General features: G+C 64.9%; 15 protein-coding genes and 1 pseudogene. 8 read left to right on the top strand and 8 right to left on the bottom strand.

The window, feature by feature from the left end:
* Nucleotides 1-237 precede the first annotated feature (237 nt).
* The 8 genes from ACQ859_RS01205 (at nucleotide 238) to ACQ859_RS01170 (ending at nucleotide 8,495) form a co-directional block, all read left to right on the top strand.
* Nucleotides 238-969 carry an RNA polymerase sigma factor gene (locus ACQ859_RS01205; RefSeq protein WP_431264263.1) on the top strand — a complete coding sequence of 244 codons (732 nt, stop codon included), beginning with the start codon at nucleotides 238-240 and terminating at the stop codon, nucleotides 967-969.
* The gene (locus ACQ859_RS01200) at nucleotides 966-1,601 is read left to right on the top strand and encodes a hypothetical protein (protein ID WP_431264262.1); all 636 of its coding nucleotides are present in this window, start codon (nucleotides 966-968) and stop codon (nucleotides 1,599-1,601) included. Before ACQ859_RS01205 ends, ACQ859_RS01200 begins: the two co-directional genes overlap by 4 nt.
* Nucleotides 1,598-4,918, top strand: coding sequence for a UvrD-helicase domain-containing protein (locus ACQ859_RS01195; protein WP_431264261.1), 3,321 nt, complete (start codon nucleotides 1,598-1,600; stop codon nucleotides 4,916-4,918). The genes ACQ859_RS01200 and ACQ859_RS01195 overlap by 4 nt, the downstream gene beginning before the upstream one ends.
* 347 nt (nucleotides 4,919-5,265) lie before the next feature.
* The gene (locus tag ACQ859_RS01190) at nucleotides 5,266-5,763 is read left to right on the top strand and encodes a hypothetical protein (protein ID WP_431264260.1); all 498 of its coding nucleotides are present in this window, start codon (nucleotides 5,266-5,268) and stop codon (nucleotides 5,761-5,763) included.
* A gap of 9 nt (nucleotides 5,764-5,772) precedes the next feature.
* A complete protein-coding gene (locus ACQ859_RS01185) occupies nucleotides 5,773-6,231 on the top strand; it encodes a DUF7665 family protein (protein WP_431264259.1) in 459 nt (152 codons plus the stop codon).
* Entirely contained in the window at nucleotides 6,188-6,703 is a 516-nt protein-coding gene (locus tag ACQ859_RS01180; protein WP_431264258.1) for a Mov34/MPN/PAD-1 family protein, read from the top strand. The genes ACQ859_RS01185 and ACQ859_RS01180 overlap by 44 nt, the downstream gene beginning before the upstream one ends.
* Nucleotides 6,700-8,097 carry a hypothetical protein gene (locus ACQ859_RS01175; protein ID WP_431264257.1) on the top strand — a complete coding sequence of 466 codons (1,398 nt, stop codon included), beginning with the start codon at nucleotides 6,700-6,702 and terminating at the stop codon, nucleotides 8,095-8,097. The genes ACQ859_RS01180 and ACQ859_RS01175 overlap by 4 nt, the downstream gene beginning before the upstream one ends.
* Nucleotides 8,094-8,495, top strand: coding sequence for a hypothetical protein (locus ACQ859_RS01170; RefSeq protein ID WP_431264256.1), 402 nt, complete (start codon nucleotides 8,094-8,096; stop codon nucleotides 8,493-8,495). The genes ACQ859_RS01175 and ACQ859_RS01170 overlap by 4 nt, the downstream gene beginning before the upstream one ends.
* A gap of 5 nt (nucleotides 8,496-8,500) precedes the next feature.
* On the opposite strand, the gene ACQ859_RS01165 is transcribed toward ACQ859_RS01170, so the two are convergent.
* From ACQ859_RS01165 to ACQ859_RS01130, 8 genes and pseudogenes are all read right to left on the bottom strand, one after another.
* Nucleotides 8,501-10,660 (bottom strand): YecA family protein, encoded by a 2,160-nt coding sequence (locus ACQ859_RS01165; protein ID WP_431264255.1) that lies wholly within the window; start codon nucleotides 10,658-10,660, stop codon nucleotides 8,501-8,503.
* A 961-nt stretch (nucleotides 10,661-11,621) separates the two neighbouring features.
* On the bottom strand, nucleotides 11,622-12,095 hold the full coding sequence (locus ACQ859_RS01160; protein ID WP_431264254.1) for a RidA family protein: 474 nt from the start codon (nucleotides 12,093-12,095) through the stop codon (nucleotides 11,622-11,624).
* A gap of 40 nt (nucleotides 12,096-12,135) precedes the next feature.
* Entirely contained in the window at nucleotides 12,136-12,822 is a 687-nt protein-coding gene (locus tag ACQ859_RS01155; protein WP_431264253.1) for a YoaK family protein, read from the bottom strand.
* Nucleotides 12,819-13,253, bottom strand: a complete 435-nt coding sequence (locus ACQ859_RS01150; protein ID WP_431264252.1) for a DoxX family protein — start codon at nucleotides 13,251-13,253, stop codon at nucleotides 12,819-12,821. Before ACQ859_RS01150 ends, ACQ859_RS01155 begins: the two co-directional genes overlap by 4 nt.
* 31 nt (nucleotides 13,254-13,284) lie before the next feature.
* Nucleotides 13,285-15,161, bottom strand: a pseudogene (locus tag ACQ859_RS01145) (amidohydrolase).
* A complete protein-coding gene (locus ACQ859_RS01140; RefSeq protein WP_431264251.1) occupies nucleotides 15,154-15,459 on the bottom strand; it encodes a XapX domain-containing protein in 306 nt (101 codons plus the stop codon). Before ACQ859_RS01140 ends, ACQ859_RS01145 begins: the two are co-directional and overlap by 8 nt.
* A 64-nt stretch (nucleotides 15,460-15,523) precedes the next feature.
* Complete coding sequence (locus ACQ859_RS01135; protein WP_431049128.1) at nucleotides 15,524-16,177, bottom strand: hydrolase; 654 nt, start codon at nucleotides 16,175-16,177, stop codon at nucleotides 15,524-15,526.
* Nucleotides 16,178-16,262: 85 nt separating this feature from the next.
* Nucleotides 16,263-17,246 (bottom strand): alpha/beta fold hydrolase, encoded by a 984-nt coding sequence (locus ACQ859_RS01130; RefSeq protein ID WP_431264250.1) that lies wholly within the window; start codon nucleotides 17,244-17,246, stop codon nucleotides 16,263-16,265.
* Nucleotides 17,247-17,415: the final 169 nt, after the last annotated feature.

Below are 17,415 nucleotides of genomic sequence, written 5' to 3'. Positions count from 1 at the left end.
ACGTGCCGCATCTTTCATGGTCTGCCGAAGTTCCTGCGCCTCCTTTTTGGCTGGGCTGATCTGTCCCACGATTGACAGATTAGTGCTGCTTGATGCCCAGGGGGCCCCGTTCTGCCCGTTATTCACGAAGGCTATGCTGGGCGGTTTCCGATTTTCGGCTCTTCTTGCGACTTAGTCATGCGAGGGGGCATTCCCCGACAACCAGGGGAGTGTTCGCATGACCAACGGAAAACAACGATGCACACATCAGAAGCTGATGCGGCCGTAGAGGCCCTCGACGACCGCGCCCTGCGTGCCAGGCTGGCGCACACGGATTGGGAACATGACCCCCTGTTCGTGCCCAGCGAGCAGGTCTTTCGCATGTTCCGCCGCACCCGCGAGGAAGCGGACGTTGGCCGCGTAGGGCTGCTTTCAGAGGTGTTGTCACGGCGCCTGCTAAGCCTTGCCCGCGGCTTTGCGGTGCGCAGCGGCATCTACCCGGGCAGCATCGGCGACCTCGACCAGGCCTCCGAAGAGTTGTCCCAGTTCGTTTGGGAGTGCCTGGTCACGCGCCCTCTGGATGCGGCGCATGCGGAGAAATTCTTCGGGCAGTTGTTCAACCGGCGTGCACTCGACTTCCAACGTCGCACGCTGGCCAAGAAGCGCAAGCTGCAGGACAGCCTGGATGCCATGGACTGCTCGCCCGAAGACGACGACCCCGACAAGACCATCCGCAAGGTGTCGGCGCTTAGGCAGCACACCACGCCAGCCGACGCCTTGGCCAGCAAGCAGGAGCACGCGCAGGTCGCCGCTCGCTTGCAGGTCGTCCTCACCAAGGAGGAGCATTACGTCTACACGATGCTCTACGTCGAGGAGATGCTGGTCAAGGAGATCGCGTCCGCGCTCGGGGTCACCACTCGAACCGTCAACAACTACAAGAACACCGCCCTCGACAAAGTCGCAGAGATGCGGAAGGAGTTCAACAAATGACATCGCCCGCCCGTAGGCTGTCGCTCGACGAAGTTCTGGACGAGTTCTTCTTCTCAGCCGACAAGCCGTCGCCCGCCATGGTTCTTCGAACCTGCGAGGCACACCCGGAATATCGCGAGGACATCCTCGAGTTCGCAGCCCTTTGGGCGTCGCACGACGCCTCGCCCGAGGTGGCAGCGGATGTCTTGGACGTCCCCGAGGAGTCCGTGTCGCGCCTGCAGAGCTTTGTCCTCAATCGTATTCACGAGCTGGATGGCAAACCGACGCCGGCCTCGGATAGCGAGGCCGTCAAGCGCGCCGTCTCCGCCTTGAAGGGCGCGAAGCTGGCAAAGGCCGCTACGGCTGTTGGTTTTGGCAGCAGCGTCCTGCTGCTGGTGAAGGTGCTCACAAGCATCCCCAATGTCCCCGCGAGGGTCATGAGGGATTTGGCACAGCATCTTCAGGTCTTGCAGGCAGACCTTCAGCAATGCCTCGCGCAGCAGCTCGCCGGCTCAAGGAAGATGAGCTACAGCTCGACCAAGCCGCCAAACTCGGCCGGTGCGGAAACCTGGGAGAGCGCTGTTCGCGCCTTGCCGGTCAGTGAGGACGAGAAAAAGCGGCTGCTTGCGTTCCAGGAGGGTGATGCCCCGTGACACCCTTCCAGCGCGCTCGTGAAGCTGCGAAGCAGCTGCGGCAGGAACTCTTCAAGGAGGCTGCCGGGACTGGCATCGTGTCCAGCGTAATCATTGACGCAGTGGCCCAGGAGGATGTCGGGAACTTCACGATTTCCGACGCGCATTCTTCGGACAAGACACTCGGGGGCGCCGATGCGGTCCTCGACCACGATTTCAACCTCATCGTGGTCCGCAACGACGTATCGACGTGCGAGCGCGCCTTCCTCATCGCGCACGAGTTCGGCCACTGGAAGCTGCATCACGAGAGCCACGAAGGCTGCCACAAGGTTGTCGAATCCACGCTGAAGCCCGAAGAGGGCGACACGCTCGGCGCACAGAAGGTCGAGGCCTATGGCGCGCGCGAGCGCGCTGAACTGCAGGCGAACACCTTCGCCCGCGAGTTACTGCTGCCGAGAGACGTTGCCCGCAACCTGTACTTCGCGGGGAAGACGGCGGAACAGCTCTCGATGGAACTGGACCTGCCCCTGGAGCTCGTCAGGCAACAGCTGTTTGACGGCCTGCTGCTTCCTGAGCCGCCGCCGGAGGTCCCGAAGCCGCCGAAGGTCATCATCCCGACGCAGGAGCAGATAGACGCCGCACAATCCAAGGCCGTCACATCGTTGGTCAAGGCAGGCCCGGGTACCGGCAAGACCGCCACGCTGATGATGCGCGTGCAACACTTGCTTGCATCGGGCGCGAAGCCAGAGGAGTTGTTGCTGCTCACCTTCTCCAACCGTGCGGCACGGGAGTTGGTGGACCGGCTGAAAGAGCTCGGCGTGGCCAATGCCCACGACATGTGGGTGGGCACTTTCCACGCCTTCGGGCTCGAGTTCCTCCGCAAGAACTGCGAGGAGTTTGGCCTGGTATCACGCTTCGGGGTCGCGGACAAAATGGCCGAGATTGCCATGCTGGAGCCGGAAATCTACGGCCTGGGTTTGCAGTGGTTCAACCCCCTCGGTGACCCGCTCGACTGGCTGAAGACCGTCGTCGAGGCCATCCAGCGGGCGAAGGACGAGCTGGCCAACGCCGGCGACTACAGCGCGGCCGTGGAGAAGGCCGCGAATGACACGCCTGACGACCTCCTTGCGAGACGACGAGACGTCGCGAGGCTATACAGCTGCTACGAGTCGAAGATGGATGACAACACCCGTCTCGTCGACATGGGCGACCTCGTGATGCTCCCAGCGCTCGCGCTGACGAACAACTACGACAGCTTCAAGGCCAGCGTCGGCAGGTTTAAACACATCCTGGTTGACGAGTACCAGGACGTCAACCGCGCGAGCGCACAGCTCGTGAAGGCTCTCGCCGCGTACGCCGACACGCTCTGGGTGGTCGGCGATGCACGCCAGGCCATCTACCGGTTCCGTGGTGCGTCGATGCGCAGCATCGTCAACTTCGGCGACGACTATCCGGACCACCAGCCTTTTCCGCTCAACGAGAACCGGCGCAGCTACGAAGAAGTCGTCCGCGTCTTTGAACATTCAGGACGCGCGACCCACCCGTTGCAACTCATCCTGCCGCTGGACGATGTAGAGCCGGCTCGCGGCGCGAGTGGCGTGAAGCCCCGCCACGTTAAGTGCCCTACCACTGACATTGTTCGCGGTGAGGTTGCGGCGAACATCGCCCGTATTCATGGACTCGGCGTCACGTACCGAGACCAAGTTGTGCTCGCGAGCACCCACGAAACCTGCGGCGACACCGCTGCAGCTTTGAACGCTGCCGGGATACCTGCCCTTCACCTGGGCGACATCTTCCAGCGGCCCGAGGTCAAGGACCTGCTGGCGTTGCTTCAGGTCTTCATCGACCGCTCTGGCAGCGGTCTGTTGCGCATCTCCCGCCTGCCTGGCTTGGAGATGCCGTCCACCGACATCGACCTCATCCTCGCTTGGCTCGACCGGTTTCGGCCAGACCCGTTGTCTTGGTTCGACTCGCCGCCACCGGGCCTCTCTGCCCTTGCCATCTCCGCGCTGCAGCGATGGAAGGCCGTCTTCGAAGGGCTTTCATCCAAGGAGTCGCCGTGGGACGTCATTTGCACACTGCTGCTGGACCGGACGCGCATCCTGGACCCGCATCTGTTGGGGACCGGCATCCTCGACGTCACGCGGCGCATCGCCCTCTGGCAGCTCATCTACTTCCTGCGCGTGCCCGACGGCGGCCACGCGTACCAAACCGTCGGCAGCTTCATCTCTCGCTTGCGCCGCCGCCTGCGCATCGGTGATGACCGCGAGCTCCGCGTGCCGCCGCCTGAAGCCGACAGCCTCAATGCCGTAGCAGTGATGACTATCCACGGCAGCAAGGGGCTCGAGTTCGAAGCGGTCCACCTTGTCGACATCGACGCCAAGCACTTCCGCATGGGCGCTGACCCGGACTTGGTGCCGGAATCGTTGCTGCAGTCACTTCAGCACAGCGAGAACTTCGAGGAAGAAACTGAGGCCTCAAACAAGCTGTACGTTGCGCTATCAAGAGCACGAGAGCATCTCGTCTTGTACGAGAGCCAAGGCGCGTACAAGGCGCAATGCGTGAGCGCCATCGCACACGCAGCCCATCTTCTCCAGCCGGTTCAAGGGTTTGCGACCGCACCCAAAGCCGCAATACCGACGACCAAAGGTGCAGCGGGTCATGCGGGTGCCTGCGAGTTTCCAGGCTTCTTGACCTACATGGTCTGCCCGAGGCGCTACTACTACGATTTCATCAAGAACCTCAAGCCAGCAGCCGGACTGCATCCTGCAGCGCTGATTGAGGGCGCGGTGATGCGCGAACTCTTCGTTTCCTACGGCGCCGACGCTTCAGTGCCTGCTAGCGAGGTGGACGGCGCCTTGGCGTCACTAGGCCATGCCTTCAAAGACTCGCTGCCTCACCTGCGTGCCTACGCCGACGCGCTACTGTCTGCGGGACGCAGCCTGACAGGAGTACCGCGGGCGGCCATGGCCAAGCCGTTCCAAGTCACGTGCGCGGGGCTGCAAATCACCGTGATGGCACACCGCATTTCAAGCTCTGGCAACGCCTACACGATTCACTTCGTCCGCACCAAACCGTCCGGCAAACTCGGGCGGCAGAGGTCTGCAATCCGCTGGCTGCTGAAGTACTTGGCTGCAGCGAACACGAGCTACTCCTTCTCCGCCCGTATTCACGTTCTCAGCACGGGGGAAGAAGAGACCCTGTGGCCGGACGGACCTAGGTTCGACAACAAGTTTGCGATGGCAGCCGCGGAGGGCCTCCTGGCCGGCAACTTCGAAGCTCGCCCCAACCCCTGGGAGTGCCCGAAGTGCAGACACTTCCTGCACTGTCCAGCCTAGCGACTAGCTCAGTCCTTGCTCCGTAGCGCCGCCACCGGTCCCACTCCGGTCGCGGCGCTGTAGGCGTTTCACTCGAGCGCCTGCTTCTCGCGCATGAACTAGTGCGTGAGCGCGCCCGGCGGGCTGCGCCTGCCAGCTCATGTCAGAGCGCGATGTTCCTCGCATCCGCCGCAAGGCGCAGCGTTGACGAGCGCCCACGGCTGGGCCTGACGTCCCAATCCATGGCGCCGCAAGCACGCCACGTTCCCCGCGCGGGACGGTTTCCGATTTCCAGGGCTCCCTGCGACTTACCCAGCATGAGCAGCGCATCCCGTGCCGCTCACCTAGCTGACAAAGGTTTGTCCAAAATGCCCACGCGCATCTACATCCAGTCGGAACTCTTCCCCGACATCAAGTTCATCGAAATCAACGACGAGGCCACCATCGAGGAGGCGAAGCACGCCGCGTTCGCGCTGCTGCCGCCTGGCACCGACCTGACCGACCTGAAGCTGTCGGTCGAGGACGACGAGGACGGCGCCCACCACGGCGCCACCCACGTCAAGCACCTGAAGAAGGAGCACGGCATCCGCCTGCACCTGCACCGCTGCCTGGTGGTGGAAGTGCAGGTCCGCTACGGTGGCCAGGTCGTGCACCACAAGTTCCGCCCGGCCGCCACCATCGGCCGCGTGCGCCTGTGGGCTGGCGAGAAGGTGGGCATGTCGCCCGGCGACATCGCCGAGCACGTCCTGCAGATTGCCGGCACGACCGAGCAGCCCGACGTGGACATCCACATCGGCACGCTGACCAAGTGCCCGCAGTGCTCGGTGACGTTCGACCTGGTGCCCGCGCACCGCATCAACGGCTGAGGGAGGGGTATGGCACCGGACGAGCAATCGCTGCGTGCCGACCTCGTGTCGGCACGCTTCCTCTCGGGCGAAGACCGCAACCGCTGGCAGTTCAAGAAGCTGGAGTGGCCCTTCGTCTACATCAACGTCACCGCCCGCGACCGCCGCGAGTACACGCTGCGCCTGAACTGCAGCGGCTTCCCGATGAACCCGCCCACGGGCACGTTCTGGGACCTGTCGACGGGCTGCAGGCTGACGTTCGACAAGTGGCCCCAGGGCGGCGAGCGCCTGCAGCTGGCCTTCAAGCCCGGCTGGCAGGGCGGTGACGCCCTCTATATCCCGTGCGACCGCGCAAGCATCGTTGGTCACGGTGACTGGTTCGCCCAGTATCCGCAGCTCATCTGGAAGCCCGCCAAGGGCATCAGCCACTACCTGGAGGTGGTCCATGAACTTCTTCAGAGCCGCGACTATGTCTGCGCACCGGCTTGAGCTGCCGGCCACGCTCTGGACCGACCTGCTTGCGCATCTGCGCCAGCAGGGTGGCGGCGTGCGCGAGAGCGGTGCCTTTCTGCTCGGCCACAAGACCGACGCCTGCCGCGTGGTGACCCGCTTCCTGCCCTACGAGCAACTGCAGGCAGACGCCCTTCAGGGCGACTACGTCCAGCTGGAGGCGGCGAGCTTCGCGAAGCTGTGGGAGGTCTGCCGCGCCGAAGGCCTGAGCGTCGTGGCCGACGTTCACACGCATCCCGCCGGACCCGGCCAGAGCCGCTCTGACCGCACCAATCCGATGGTCGCGCTGAGAGGGCACATCGCACTCATCGTGCCGCGATTTGCCACCGGCAACCCGCGCCCGCGTGACCTGGGGCTGTACGTGTACGAGGGCAACCACCGGTGGGTGTCGTACTCGCGTTCCGATGTCGAGCGCCTGCTGCGACTTACCGATGCTGGAGTTCCGAAATGAATGATTTCAACGCCGAGTCCATGCACCGCCTGGCCAAGATGGCGCTGGACGCTGGCGAGGTGGCCTCGCCCGAGGAAGCTGTGGCGCTGTTCTCCCGCTACCGGCTGCGCATCCATCTCGGCGCGGGCTGGGCGGGCACGCTCGCCGGCCAAGCCTGCTTGCTGACGGCCCTGAACACGGCCGTGCGCGCTTTCCTCGGCGGCGTCGAGGTCTATGGCGACCTGGAGAACACGCTCGACGTTCCGCTGTACCAAGGCCGCAGCGCCCGAGGTGTCGCCGAAGAACTCGGCGGGCAGGTCGCGGACACCACGTCCACGGCGCTGCCGACGCTGGTCATCGGCGCCGCCCCTGATGGCGCGCTGCCCGAGTTCTGTGTGCGCCTGAGCTGGGACCACTGGCGCTTCGAGATTGCACCGGCCGCTGAAGGCAGTACGCTGGCGTGCGCTGACGACAACCCGCTGGCCGGCATCGGCGCGGCGGCCCTGGGCGTCAACGAAGCGTTCATGCACGTCCGTGGCGACCTGGCAGAGGCGGGCCACCGCAGCGTTGGCATGTCGCTCTGGAATCCGCTGGCGGTCGCCGACTGGCGCAGCGATGCGCACAAGGGCCCGGCGCTGGCCTACCTGCCGAAGTCGCTGTGGCTCGTCGGCTTGGGTCACTTGGGTCAAGCGTATGCCTGGACGCTGGGGCTGATGCCCTATCCGCTGGAAGCGCGCCCGCATCTAGTCCTTCAAGACTTCGACAAGGCCGCCAAGTCCAACCTCAGCACGTGCCTGCTGCTGTGGGCAGCGGACCTGCTCAAGCCCAAGGTCCGGGTGGTCGCAAGTCGCCTGGAGGTTGCAGGCTTCACGACTGCGCTGGTGGAGCGTCGCTTCGGCGCCGCGCACCAGGTCATGGCCGAGGAGCCCACCACGGCACTCTTCGGCGTCGACAACGTGGCCGCGCGCCGCGACCTCGACACCGCCGGCTTCTCGATGGTCGTCGAGGCCGGCCTGGGCAGCGGATATCGCGACTTCCGGAACATCCGCCTGCACACGTTCCCAGGTCCGCGCCAGCCGTCGGCAATCTGGGCGGCGGCGTCGACGGCCCAGGCCACCATTGAGCTGAACGCCGCCTACAAGAAGCTCGCGGACGAGCACAATGACATCTGTGGCATGACGCTGCTCGCCTCGCGCGCGGTGGCCACGCCCTTCGTGGGCGCGCTGGCGGCCGTGCTGGCCATGGCCGAGGTGATGCGTCCGCTGCACGGCGGCCTGGTCCACGCGGCCCTGGACGTGCAGATGAAAAGCATGCGCCATCGCACCGGTGCAGCGCCCGCGGTCTACGGTGGCCTCGCACCGGCCTTCGTTCATGCCGACAAGGAGTTGGTCGGCCGCGTGGGCAAGTCGACGTGAGCGGGCGTCGCTACCGGCGCCGGCGGCGGGACGACCTATCGTCGGCGGTCGACGGCGTCGCGCGTATCGCCGCGAAGCTCGGTCCGGTCGGTGCCTTGTGGACGGGCGTGATTGGCTTCGCCTTCTTCTACGCGGTCCTGCCGGCCTGCGTCCTGACTTGGTGCGAAGGGCGTAAGGCCGCCCTCAACGGGCCGGCTGCGGCCATCTTCGCGCACGCGATTGACCAAATCGTATGGCAGCGCGTGATTACGCCTTCCCAGTGGGCCGGCATCGCCACGCTCTTGGTCTGCGGCGCGATTGCAATCTGGAAGCTGTTCGACCAGGCTGACCTCGAAGACGGCGACGTGACATTGCTGAGTGCAGCCTCAAGGTTCATCAGCCGCCTAGTTGGGCATTGAGCCGGTCAAGTTAGACAGCACTTTTTATACTTTCGTCCGCTTCCGCAGGGACATGGCGCGTTGCGGCCGACCTTTAACCCCCTTGCCGCACTGACCATCTGCGGGAGCAGTTCCGATGCTCGTTGGGGCTTATTCATACCGGCCGTCGCACGGTCCATCTCGGCCGACTGCTCCCACGGAAAATCGAGGGTTATACCGAACTGAACATCGCCGTCAGCGTCAATGGAGACACCGAACCACTGTGGAGCGCGTTGGGCGTACTTGCGCCGGCGACAGTAATCGTCGAGTGAGGCTATTGATGCTGCATCGGACGTCCGAGAGCAATGAAATGTGAAGCCGCCTTTCGCCCCGTCAGTGGACAGGGTGAAGTCGTGGCGTTTCCCGTCGAATCGAGTCTGCCGGATAAGCGATTCGATACCCCTGTTGATGGTTCCTGCGGAGTCTTCGCTTATGGCCAGCAGCGCGAGGCCGAGCTCTAGCGTTGCTGGCTCTGCTCGGTCCTCTATCGCGGCGACTAGGCGCTCAAAATGCGTCCCGACCATCCTCGTCAGAATGCCGGGTGGTGTCCTCTCGCCTGGCATATTTTCCCGACGCACCGTCATCGCTACGTCCAGGTCGACGTTGATAGAGTCGTCGAGATGGACCATGTCGTACTCGCCGCTCAGCCAGAGGTTCATGCGCAGGTGATAGGCCAGAGCCGTCAGTTCGTGGCTAAGGGTTATCTCTTCAATCGCTGAAGTGCGGAGTTGGGCATAGCTCAGCAACCTGAGGGGCGTCGCCAACATCTCGGTCATCGTGTCGAGCAAAAACACGTCCATGATGAACGGTGCCCGGATGACGTCGGTCGTTTGGTATTTCAGAAACTGACGTGCCTGGAAGGCAAGCGCTGGATAGTGCTCAGCGACCACACTGAACAGATGAATCTCCTTGATGGTCGCGGGCAGCCGGACTTCGGTGCCGCTCGCATCGACCAGCCTGCACCCGCCAGTCATGAGCTCGTTGGCACACTTCCAGCCTTGGTCGTATGAATCTTGGATTGCGCCAGCGAAGTCCTTCTTCAACTGCCCATCGTTCCCCTTCCTCGCCTCAATGGTCAGCTTCTTCGCTTTGCACTGAACGATGATGAGTCTGTCGGCGAATGCCACCAGAACATCCGCCTCGCCAACGATGGCTTTGCCACGGTGAAGGTTGACGTTTGAATGAACATGCTCGCGGCCGAAAACGGCTGCCAAACGGCGTGACGAGTACTGCTCGATGAATGCACCGCGGTTGTCCTTCGCGGTTGGCCAGTAGGCCTTGTCTGCGAGCATCCAGAAGAACGGCGACTCGTACAGCGCTTCATAAATCGCATAGTGCTGGAACAGCAGGAACGTTCCACGGTCTGTGGGCAACAACGGGGTCGCCGCCAGCGCGCTGAAATCGCCGAGTTCTTTGAAGTTCTCGTTGTGACCAGAGAACAGGAAGGTTGTCAGGAAAGCATCGACCGCTGGTCTCGCGACTCCACTTCGATGCGCTACCTCTGACGCGGATAGCTCAAATACAGGCAGCCATGTTGAAGGCTCCGTCCCCGCTCGGCGAGCCTCCGCGAACAAGGCTGTCGACTTGTCATCCATGAGCTTGCACATCGCGTGGGCAATCGCTCGGCCCTGCGTTGACGTGAATCCCTTGTTCTCGAGAAGCCAGGCGTCATCGGCTCCGTATTTCTCAGGCAGCAGGTCGCGGTACTGGAAGGCGTACGCGGACTCGCCCCCGTAGAAGATGGGTTCTCGGAGCATTGCACCTTGCCAAATGTCCGGCTCGGCGGCAGCGGACTTGCCCGCTGCCGCCGAGACTATCGTCGCCCACATCGGATGGGACATCGCGCGGTGCAGTTCCTCCATCAATGCGTCAGTCCGCTCGACGTAGAACTTGAGAACCTCTCGCGCGTGCTCGTCCAGCACTAGGGGAGCCTTGACCATCAACCCAAGCAGCGTGTTCACCTCCGTCCGGATAAGGCGGTCATGCCCGAACATGCCTTCCATGTCGGCCGGTTGGAGCTGCCCGCTGTACTTGATGATGGTGTCGCGATGGCAGATATGTGCAATCGCGTGCGGATAGCCAGGGGAGGCGGTGAGCGCAGTGAGGTCTTCAAGAATCTGCGCTTCTGTGCGTGGCGCTTCGAGCAAGTGAAACTCCCTAGTGGAAATGGCGTCGACGCGGCCTGCATCGCTTGTTCCACAACTAGATATTCCGTCGAATTTACGCGGCTGACATCCACAGAAGCGCCAGTGCAGCCAATTGCAGACCAGACGCTATGCTGCGCCCATGAAAATCGCTTGCATCGGGTGGGGCTCGCTGGTCTGGGACCCGCGTACCCTTCACTGTGCCGGCGCTTGGCTGCCAGGGGGCCGCTGCTGCCCATCGAGTTCGCGCGCACATCCAAAGATGGCCGGCTGACGCTTGTTCTACTTGATGGCGCCCAGGTCGTTCCCACGAGGTTTGTCGAGTTGACCTACGACTCCGCCGAGGCTGCACAGATGGCACTTGCTGCCCGAGAGGGTAGTGGCGTTGCGTCCATTGGGCTTTGGCCTGGACCGGAGCCAAAGTACGCCGTTGGAGCACCAGCTATCGCTGAGTGGGGGCAGCCAAGGGCTTTGATGCGGTGGTCTGGACGGCGCTGAAGCCGAAGTTCCGTGGCGCTGCTGGACAAGTGCCCAAAGATGCCGGCGATGTGCTCGACTACCTCCGTGGACTGGATGGTGAAGCCGCAGCACGAGCGCGCGACTATGTATGCAGGGCGCCTGCGGAGGTTCGCACACCATTCCGGGCGGTCATCGAGGCCGAACTCGGCTGGGCGAACGGCCAGCCCTAAACCAGGGGCCACTGCTGGCGCTGCATCGCTACCCACAAAATTAGCGCTGTAGGGCCATTTCGACTGGAAACAGAGGTGCTCACCGCGGACAACCCAAAAATCTGTACATCGCTCGCCCTGAAACTCCTGTCACTCACTTGGAAGCCTCTAACAACATTTTTTAGTGGCAATAACCGTTCTGATCGGTTCGACTCTCTTCGAGTCGATGTCTGAACGAACAAGGCCCGCTGGCATGACTGCCACGGGCCTTTTTCATTACCAATGAGCGGCCGTTGTCAGGGCTGCACAGCCACCGTCAAATCCAACTCCACACTCGCGCCCTTCGGCAACGCATAGACCCCGACCGAGGTCCGCGCATGCGTGCCCGCCGGGCCGAGGATCTGCACCAGCAATTCCGACGCACCGTCGGCCACTTCGCTGAGCTGGGTGAAGTTCTGCGCGCACTGCGTGAACACGTTCAGGCGCAGGATCTGCTCCACCGCGTCGAGCGAGCCAAGTGAGCGCTGCAGCAACACCAGCGCACGCATGACGCAGATCTTCGCGGCGAGTTGCGCGCGCTCGAGATCCACATCGGCGCCGACGCGGCCTGTCACCACGACGGTGGTCCCGACTCGCGGCACCTGGCCGCTGAGGTACACGGTGTTGCCGTCGCGGGTCAGCGGCTGGTAGTTGCCGCCGGCCTTGATCTCGCCGTCGAAGTCATAGCCCAGTTGCTGGGCGGCCTGGGTGAGGGCCTGGTCTCTGCTCATGGTGATCTCGTCGAATGGGGAATGGCCCATTCTCACGCGATCACCCCTTGTGATCGGACCTCACATCCATCACGACCAGACCGGCAAGCATCACCAGCGGTAATAGCAGCGACCAGAACTTCCACCCCGCATACGCGAACGCCCCCGACAGCGCGCCGACCGCAAACGCCACCACCGGCCAGATGAACCGCTTCAGCCTGTCCCGTACCTCCGGGCCGGCCGCGCCGCGCAGCAGGTCGACGCTGTCGATCACCACCTGCGTGACGTTCCCGGTCATCACCGTGGTCGGCGTCAGCGCCGGCCATGCCAGGCGACCCGCCGCGTTCTGCACGCCCATCGCGGCCGTCATGAACAGCCCCGTCGCCATCGCCCACGGCGCATCCGGCGCGAGCGCCGCCCCCGCCGGCACGCTGCAGACCAAGGCCACCAGCAAGAGCACCGTCTGCATCACCAGCAAGGGCCGGCTCGCCACCGTCTTCGTCCGCTCGCAGCGCAGCGCCACCAGGCGCGCGAGCGCCACCGCCACGATGAAGGTCGGGAACACCAGCAGCTTCAGCAGCACGCTGTTGGCGCTGGCGCGGCTGAGCTCCGCGCCGATCAGCACGAAGTTCCCCGTCACGTGCGCGGTGAACAGGCCGAACAGCGCGACGAAACCCACCGTGTCCACATAGCCGCCGATGAAGCCCAGCGCGAGGCTCGCCAGCAGCAGCTTCTTCGCGCCGGTCATGCCGCCCCCTTGCGTTCGAGCACCGCGATCCGCGCCGCCATCGCCAGCGCGCAGATCAATCCGAGGTGCTCGAAGAACGCGTTCTTCGCCATGAATCGCGCCTGCCCGCTCAGGTCCCAGAAGTTGTTGGCGACGAGCATCGCCACCAGCGTCAGCACGCCCAGCGCGCCGGCTGCCAGCCACACCTGGCGGTTGACGATCAGCAGCACCGAGCCGATCAGCTCGACCGCGATCGCCAGCACCGCCCACAGCATTGCCGGCTGCAGGCCGAAGTGCGCCTGCTCCGCGACCGCGCCGGGGAAGTTCATCGCCTTGTCGATCCCGCCGATGAGATAGGCCGAGGCCAACCCCACCCGAAGCAGGCACCCGAAGGTGGGCCATTGCAGGATTCCCTCCACCCATCGGGGGGCGGCAGGGGAAGACGTTTTCATCGCTCGGAATTCGCTCATCGCCTGTCTCTCATCACACCGCCCAGCAGGCGCAGCCCAACGCGCCCCAGAAGCCGCGCAGGTCCGACGCCGGAATCTCCGAAGCCCACGCGTTTGCATGCGCATGCCCGTGGACGCCGCAGGCCGTGTCGCAGCAGGCGACGCGCTGCATCGCCGCCTGCAGCGGCTTGCCCTCCGCGCCCCACGCGCCATAGCCGCCGAAGCGCCGCACCGGCGACCAGTCCGGCATCGCCGGCGGCGGCGCCGAGTCGTCGAGTTCGGCGAACTCCCCGCGCCCCACACGACCTTGCCACCGACCATCGTCAGCAGCGCGCTCGTGTCGGCGATCTCCGATTCCGGGCAGCCGAAGAAGTCGCGGTCCGGCACGACCAGATCAGCCAGCTGGCCCGCGGCGATCTGACCCTTGTTGCCCTGCTCGTTGGAGAACCACGTGACGTTCTCCGTCCACATGCGCAGCGCCGCCTCGCGGTCCAGGCAGTTGCGCTGCGGCGTGATCTGCAGTCCGCCGACGGTACGCCCGGTCACCAGCCACGACAGCGACACCCACGGGTTGTACGAAGCCACCCGCGTCGCGTCCGTTCCTGCCGAGACCTTCATGCCCCGGCGCAGCATCTCCGCCACCGGCGGCGTCGCCTCGGCGGCGCGTGCACCGTAGCGCTCGACGAAGTACTCGCCCTGGTAGGCCATGCGGTGCTGCACCGCCACGCCGCCGCCCAGCGCGGCGATCCGGTCCATCGAGCGCGTCGAGATCGTTTCCGCATGGTCGAAGAACCAGTTCAGCCCGTCGATCGGCGTGTCGCGATGGACCTTCTCGAAGACATCGAGCGACCGCGAGATCGTCTCGTCGTAGGTCGCGTGCATGCGCCACGGCCAGCGGTTCTGGACCAGGATGCGCACCACCTCCTCGAGTTCGCCTTCCATCTGGTCCGGCATGTCCGGCCGCGGCTGGCGGAAGTCCTCGAAATCGGCCGCCGAGAACACCAGCATCTCGCCCGCGCCGTTGTGGCGGAAGTAGTCGTCGCCCTGCTTGTAGGTGACCGACTGCGCCCAATGGAGGAAGTCCTCCTTCTCCTGCCCCGCCTTCTGGGTGAACAGGTTGTAGGCCAGGCGGATCGTCAGCTGTCCGGCGTCGGACAGCTTCTGGATGATCTGGTAATCCTCGGGGTAGTTCTGGAAGCCGCCGCCCGCGTCGATCGCGCCGGTGACGCCCAGCCGGTTGAGCTCGCGCATGAAGTGGCGCGTGCTGTTGAGCTGGTACTCGAGCGGGAGCTTCGGGCCCTTGGCCAGCGTCGCGTAGAGGATGGAGGCGTTCGGCTTGGCCAGCAGCAGGCCCGTCGGATTGCCCGAGGCGTCGCGCAGGATCTGGCCGCCCGGGGGCTCCGGTGTCTCGCGCGTGTAGCCGACGGCCCGCAGCGCGGCGCCGTTCAGCAGCGCGCGGTCGTAGAGGTGCAGCAGGAAGACCGGCGTGTCCGGCGCGATCGCGTTGAGTTCATCGATCGTCGGGAGGCGCTTCTCGGCGAACTGGTGCTCGGTGAAGCCGCCCACCACGCGCACCCATTGCGGCGCGGGCGTGATGTCGACCTGCGCCTTCAGCATGGCCATCGCATCGGCCAGGCTGCGCACGCCGTCCCAGCGCAGCTCCATGTTGAAGTTGAGACCGCCGCGGATGATGTGCAGATGGTTGTCGATCAGGCCCGGCAGCACGCCGCGGCCCTTCAGATCGATGCGCCGCGTCGAGTCGCCGGCGAGCGCCAGGATCTCCTGGTTCGCGCCGACGCCCAGGAAACGGCCGTCCTTGATCGCCACGGCCGTGGCGGTCGGCCGCGCGCGGTCCAGCGTCGTGAAGCGGCCGTTGAACAGCACCAGGTCGGGCGTGGTCGTCTCAGACATCGCGGGTCTCCTTGGTCGTCGTCTGCGTGTGTGGCTGCGTACCCGCCTGCAGCTTGGCCTTCTCGCACCCGGGCATCTGGCCGAACATGTGCGGACGCACCTTCTGTTCGATCCAGCTGGCCTGGTGCGTGTCGCGCTGCAGCCATTGGCGCACGAGCGGCGGGATCTGCTCGCCGGCGAGGATGCCCAGCAGGCCCACCAGCGCGATCACCGGCGGCGCCGGCGAGCGCACGTTCAGCACGCCGTAGATCACCCCGACCAGCAACCCGACGGCGGCCGACAAGACATAGGTATTCATGAGAGCCGCCTTCCTGCGGAGGTGCCGATCGGGAGAAACGCGTGAGGACGCGCAAGGAGGGCGATCAGCCCTCGTGGGCGTTGAACATCGACTTGGCGTAGTTGATGCCGATGCCGTACGAGCCGCCGACCTTCTTCGCGATGCCGGTGGTCAGATCGTAGGTCTCGCCGCGCGCCCAGTCGCGCTGCAGCTCCAGCAGGTACTGCAGCGAGGTCATCGGCTGCGCGCCGGCCTGCACCATGCGCTCGACCGCGCGCTGATGCGCCTCGGCCGAGACGTCGCCGCAGGCGTCGGTGATCACGTAGACCTCGAAGCCCTGGTCGATCGCCGACAGCGCCGGGCCGACGATGCACACGCTGGTCCACAGGCCGGCCAGCACGATGCGCGGCTTGCCGATGCGGTTGATCTCCTCGATCACCGCGACGTCTTCCCAGGTGTTCATCGAGGTGCGGTCCAGCAGCTTCTGGCCGGGGAAGGGCGCGGTGATCTCCTCGAACATCGGGCCGGAGAAGCTCTTCTCGGCGACCGTGGTCAGGATGGTCGACACGCCGAAACCGGCGGCGGCCTGCGCCACCAGCGAGGCGTTCGTGCGCAGCTCGTTGGCGGAGATCGAATGCGTGGCGAAGGCCATCTGCGACTGGAAGTCGATCAGGACCAGCGTGTGGTCCTTGGGGTTCAGCAACTTGGCGCCGGGGGCGGCCTTGGCGATCGGGGTCATGGACATCTCCTTCGAGGGGGTGAAAGGCCGATCCGCACCCGATGGCGTCGGCGCCATCGAGCGTGCGGCGATCGGCCCGGAACGATCAGGACTTGGCGAAGGCCAGCAGGTCGGCGTTGAGCTGGTCCTTGGCGGTGACGGCCAGGCCGTGCGCGCCACCCTTGTAGACCTTCAGCGTGGCCTTGGGGGCCAGCTTCACCGACAGCTCGCCGGAATGGGCTATCGGGACGATCTGGTCGTCGTCGCCGTGGATGATCAGCGTGGGCACGGTGATCTTCTTCAGGTCTTCGGTGAAGTCGGTTTCCGAGAACTGCTTGATGCAGTCGAACTGCGACTTCAGCGAACCCTGCATGCCCTGCAGCCAGAAGCTGTCGCGCGCACCCTGCGACACGACCGCGCCCGGACGGTTGGCGCCGAAGAACGGCGTGGTCAGGTCCTTGTAGAACTGCGAGCGGTCCTTCTGGACGCCGGCGCGGATGCCGTCGAAGACCTCCTTGGGCAGGCCGTTCGGATACGCGGCGGACTTCATCATCGTCGGCGGCACGGCGCCGACCAGGACGACCTTGGCCACGCGCTTCGTGCCGTGACGGCCGACGTAGCGGGTGACCTCGCCGCCGCCGGTCGAGTGGCCGACCAGCACGGCGTTCTTGACGTCCAGCTTGTCGAGCACCGCGGCCAGGTCGTCGGCGTAGGTGTCCATGTCGTTGCCGTTCCAGCTCTGGCTGGAGCGGCCGTGGCCGCGGCGGTCATGCGCGATCACGCGGAAGCCGTTCTGGCCGAGGAAGAGCATCTGGTCTTCCCACGCATCGCTGCTCAGCGGCCAGCCATGCGAGAAGACGACCGGCTGGCCGCTGCCCCAGTCCTTGTAGAAGATCTGGGTACCGTCCTTGGTGGTGACGTAGCTCATGGGGGCTCCTGGCAGGGGGTGTGTGGAAGAAGAAGTGGAAGGGGTTGCGGCCCCGGCGCCGTCGGCCAGCGCGAGCGGCAGCGCCGCGGCGAGCGCGAGCTGGCCGCCCAGCGCGAGCACGTCGCGGCGGGTGGGGTCCGTGGGGAGAAATGCGGTGGTCATGGCGGGGCTCCGGGGATCACCTCATCGTAGGAACCGATGCCCCGGCAAACCAGCCGCCGATGGCGCACCCGCTGCTCTCCCGTCGGAGGCAGACGTCCGTGACGCCGCGTTGCAGACGGGGCCCGGAAGGGCTGCGGACGATGACACGCGCCGGCAGCCGACGACCGCG

Source organism: Roseateles chitinivorans, from assembly GCF_050632235.1.
GTDB classification, from domain to species: domain Bacteria; phylum Pseudomonadota; class Gammaproteobacteria; order Burkholderiales; family Burkholderiaceae_C; genus Roseateles; species Roseateles chitinivorans_A.
This window is presented reverse-complemented; position numbering and strand designations above follow the sequence as displayed.